Genomic DNA, 4,801 nt, shown 5'->3' on the forward strand with positions numbered 1-4,801 from the left:
CTGCGAACAGATGAACTAAGATGTCGGCAACGCTTTAATAAAAATTATGTTAAAAGTGATTTTACTCAAGTAAAACTTATCACTTGGGCGACAAATTATTGGCACTCAATAGCATAATTCTTTGAGCGACTTTTTCAGCAAACCCTAATTAACTTAAAACTTACGGTTCTTCGTTACTTAGTATGGTTCGATAGGGGGGCATAAATCGACTAAATCCTTATCTGGCAAGAGACTTAATTGATTAGTTCGCTCTAGATCAAAAATAATTGACAAAAATCGCTAAATGCCTTTCTATATAAGGGTTCCATCCCTTATAACCCCCGTCCATTGCATAACACAAACCGAAGAGCCAAACTTACATCTGATAACTTACATCTGATAACTGATCACTGATAACTGATCACTGATCACTGATCACTGATCACTGATAACTGTTAATGTCCTTGCCAGCGATTAATGGCCACACAATCGATATCTAACTGATCGAGGGTACGAGCGATGACAAAATCTACCAAATCCTCGATCGATTGGGGATGGTGATACCATGCCGGTATTGCTGGCACGATTCTAACGCCCGCCTCGGCTAAAGTGGTTAAATTACGCAGATGAATTAAACTAAAGGGGGTTTCTCGCGGTACTAAAACCAATTTTCTGCCCTCCTTCATCTGCACATCGGCCGCCCTTTCTAGCAAATCGGAACTTAATCCCCCCGCTAATTTGGCCACTGTACTCATGCTACAGGGAATAATTACCATACCAAGGGTGCGATAGGACCCACTGGCGATCGTTGCCCCCACATCGCCCCAACGATGACAGCGTAATTTTCCCCCTTCCATCACCCCGCATTGGCCGCGCCAAAATTGTTCTTGCAGCTCTGGTTCTGGAGGCATCCGCACATTATCTTCTGCTTGCCAGACAGTGTAAGCTGATTTGGAGGCCACTAGATCGATCGTGTAGTCGGCTAAAAGTAGATATTTGAGAGTACGGACGGCATAAATCAGCCCTGATGCCCCCGTAACGCCCAAAATTAGCGGTTTAGATAATTCCTTCAAGCTCTAATTCCTCGATCAATTGTAATCCTCTCGGGTCGCCCACTTTTAATAAAGCACCCCTGGCATCTTCCTTGACACCTAAATCCTCATCTTCCACCAAGGCCTCGATCAAAGCATCGATCGCCGTGGCATAAATCACATTTAAGGGCAATTCTCGGCATAATTGACCGATCGACCAAGCGCAATTACTCCGCACCGCCGCGATTAAATCTCGGCGCAATCCTTCAATTAAAGGCGGCAAGACGGTGATGATATCTTCATAATTGACCTTGGCAATCTGGGCCAAACTACTGGCGGCCCATAATCGCACCGCCGAAATATCGGTTTTGAGAGCATGAACCAAAGGCTCGATCGCTCTGCGATCACCACAGTTACCCAGGGCCCAAACTACCCCTTTTCTGACGTAACCATTCCAATCTCTGGCCAGTAAATCGATTAAGGGAGCCACGGCGCTAAGACTGGGATTTCTGCCCAAAGCGTAGGCGACACTGACACGCACTAGGGGACAGACATCGCTTAACATCTCCAGTAAAGGAGCGATCGCTCTTTCGTCACGCAATTCACAAAAGGCGCGGGCCGCGATCATTCTCTCGCTGACATGAGCAGAAGTAAGCAATGAGAGCATTTCCTCTGGATCGGGGGGGATTTCCGCTGCTTGATCTGGATCGCTCCCATCGAGAGGATTATTTAAGGAGTTGCTAGGGTCTAGGATTTCATTGTCGTACATACTTGTTAGATTATCTTAATCCGTGACCGCTTACGTCAAGCCCAAAATCAAAAAGTAGTTGCTGGTTGGGGGGACTTTTCAGTTTTGCATGAGTAGAAAACGGGTTTCTCCGAGAAACCCGTTTTCTGTGGTATAAGACGCATTCTAACCGCCCATCCTTGCACTTACAAAACCCAGCAGACTAGAAAGTAAATACAGGGCAAATTTTCGTGTTTTTGCGATGCCAAGACGCGGATTTGAACCGCGGACACGAGGATTTTCAGTCCTCTGCTCTACCAACTGAGCTATCTCGGCGTTTTTTTTGTCCTTTCTCAACATAGCACGCCCTCGAAATAATTGCAAGGTTTTTTTCTAAAAAGTTTTCCGCTCGACTAGATTGGCAAGGTGAGGGTAAAAGTGGTGACAGCATTGGCACTGGTGACATTGATGGTCCCATTCAGGGGTTTAATCAGTTTGCGGACTAAAGCTAAACCTAAACCGGTGCCACTGTAGCGCCAGGGATCTTGGTGAGGAATGCGATAAAAAGGGGCGAATATTCTTGATAATTCCTCTGGGGCGATTTCTACACCTGAATTGCTCACACTAATTAATATTTGCTTCCCCGCACGCTTCACATTTACCCTAATTATCCCTCGTTCTGGGGTATATTTAGAAGCATTGGTAAGTAATTCGGCTATGATGCGCTCGATATGACACAGACTGGTGTTAATCTCCGGTATATCCCCATCTATATCTAAAATTAACTGCTGTTGTCGCTCACGGGTGAGATGACGAAAAGGTTCCACTAATAAGGGTAGCCACGAAAGTAAGTCGATTGCTTCGATCGCCAGGGGTTCGGTTTCCGCATCCAGATAGGTTAAAGTCAACAGATCATTAACTAACTTACTCTGACGCTGAGATTCAATGTTAAGAATTTGCAACAGTTGACCGATCGAATCCTGTGGATCGATCTCGATCCCTTGATATTCTAGGAGACTTTCTAGGGTTTCCACCGCTAGACGAATGCTGGTAATCGGGGTTCGCAGTTCATGGGAAAGGGTTTTCAAGAATTCGCTTTTTAATCTTTCCAGTTTTTCTAATTCCCTCACTTGTGCTTGGGAAGATTCGTAAAGTCGCGCCTGTCGAATAGCGATCGCACATTCGGTGGCAATATGTTGAATCAAATTAGTTTCTAAAGAGTTAAAAATATGATTAGCTGGTCGAATTAGCCAAAGATTGCCCAAAAAACCCTGATCGTCAAAGATAGCACAAGCACAACGGTTAACACGACCAATTTGCGGATTACCAAGGGGAAGACGATCAACAAATTGTAAAATTTGTTTGTGCAGCAGCGGTTGATAGATTTCGGGAAAATCGCTAATTTGACGGGTAATTCCCTGACAGATAAGCTTTTGAGTGGTATATTCGTGGACAATAGTGGCTTGACTGCGACTGGGATCGTAAAGCTCAATTTGGGCGCGTTCTACGGGTAAAACCTGGACTAATTCCCTAGTGGTGGTTTGCAGAATATGATTTTCATCGAGACTATCGCGAATTTTTTCGGTAATCCGTCCGATTAATGCTTCATACTTCAAACTCATCTGCAATTCGGCGGTTCTTTGCTGAACCTCCGATTCTAGGGCAGTATTCAAGCATTTTACCCGTTGGTGCAGTTCTGCTTGTTGAATGGCAATTCCCACTTGAATGGCTAATTGTTTGAGCAGCTCTATTTCTTGGGATTGCCAAGAGCGAGTTTTTTGGCAATTTTGGGCAATTAGTAACCCCCAGAGTTGGTTATCGCAGATAATTGGCACCACCAAGTTAGCCTGTACTTGCAAAGAGGTGAGTAGGCTGCGATAACAGGGATCAAGTCCCGAATTATGGACATTTTCAATAACTTGAATCCTCCCGCGACGATAATTTTCCAGACGTTCTGGGGATAAATTAAAACAGGGATCCTGTATCCTGTTTCCTAAGACAGAATTAATCCTCGCAGTATGGGATTCCACCACAATCATGCCACTATGATCGGGGAATAAACGATAAATTAACACTCGATCGCAGTTGAGAAATTGTCGCACTTCTTTAACAGTTCTTTGCAAAATGCGATCAAGATCCAACGATTGCCGGATTCTTTCCTGCATTACCCCCAGTAGTTGTTCTCGTTCTGCTTGTAATCTTAAAGCTTCTTCGGCCTGTTTGCGTTCGGTGATATTGGTACTGGTTCCCACTAAACGATAGATGCTCCCATTGTTATCCCGTAGGGGTGTTAAAGTTGTTAGCCACCAGTAGGGTATATTTTGAAAAGGTAAATACTGTTCGTAGGAAATAGTCGTTCCGTAACGTACACAATCACTATAGTGTTGCCGCACACTACGCGCATCATCGGGGGGAAGGATTTGTTCGGGAGTTTTGCCTTTAATATCTGATGAGCGCAGTCCTGTCCAGCGTTCATGAACGGGGTTGGCCCCCACATAGCGAAAATCTCTATTTTCCAGCACGTCCACCACAAAAATCGACGCTTGCACGGAATTAAATATACTACGCAGAAACTGTTCGGAATCCTCCTCTTTTAGCTGTGCATCTAGCTCGATCTCGATTTCTGATGGCTGCTTTTCCATAAGAGCCTCCCCTTGTGCTAATTGGTGGATTTGGATCGATAATCACAAAATCGTTGGCTACTCCTAGGGCGATTTAACAATTTCTTTAGATTCTCGCACGAATTTTCCTATCCGCTGCCCATTTCGATATATTTCTTTGCAAAAACGAGAAAGCAACCCCAATATACTGAGATCGCTTATCAGTTATCAGTGACCAGTTATCAGTGATCAGGTTTAAGTTTTAAGTTAAGTAGCTGGTTATAATTAAATTAAAAATGGATTTTAGGTTCGATCCCCCCTGCCCCCCTTATTAAGCTATCCATTAGTCACATCTTTCTTAACATAAAATTTGACAAAAAGAGAAAAGTGTGCCAGATGGCTCAAGGGGGTTCTATGGGGGGACTAATTTGATGAGATAGTTTCCAAGTCTGGCTGATATCATG

The 4,801-nt window shown here is 44.3% G+C and carries 3 protein-coding genes and 1 tRNA gene; all 4 read right to left on the reverse strand.

Annotated elements, in window-relative coordinates; genetic code table 11:
- Positions 1–434 precede the first annotated feature (434 nt).
- Positions 435–1,052, reverse strand: coding sequence for a flavin prenyltransferase UbiX (locus tag O9300_RS07015; RefSeq protein ID WP_190722355.1), 618 nt, complete (start codon positions 1,050–1,052; stop codon positions 435–437).
- Positions 1,036–1,779 (reverse strand): HEAT repeat domain-containing protein, encoded by a 744-nt coding sequence (locus O9300_RS07020; RefSeq protein ID WP_287970886.1) that lies wholly within the window; start codon positions 1,777–1,779, stop codon positions 1,036–1,038. The genes O9300_RS07015 and O9300_RS07020 overlap by 17 nt, the downstream gene beginning before the upstream one ends.
- A 221-nt stretch (positions 1,780–2,000) precedes the next feature.
- Positions 2,001–2,073, reverse strand: a tRNA-Phe gene (locus O9300_RS07025).
- A gap of 77 nt (positions 2,074–2,150) precedes the next feature.
- Complete coding sequence (locus tag O9300_RS07030; RefSeq protein ID WP_287970889.1) at positions 2,151–4,379, reverse strand: sensor histidine kinase; 2,229 nt, start codon at positions 4,377–4,379, stop codon at positions 2,151–2,153.
- Positions 4,380–4,801 lie beyond the last annotated feature (422 nt).

Origin of the sequence: Microcystis sp. LE19-195.1E, from assembly GCF_027532095.1 — a bacterium.
Lineage (GTDB): Bacteria > Cyanobacteriota > Cyanobacteriia > Cyanobacteriales > Microcystaceae > Microcystis > Microcystis aeruginosa.

Excerpts from the sequence above, each read along its gene's own strand:
- O9300_RS07020 (WP_287970886.1), bottom strand. The coding sequence starts at position 1,779 with ATGTACGACAATGAAATCCTAGACCCTAGCAACTCCTTAAATAATCCT.
- O9300_RS07030 (WP_287970889.1), bottom strand. The coding sequence starts at position 4,379 with ATGGAAAAGCAGCCATCAGAAATCGAGATCGAGCTAGATGCACAGCTA.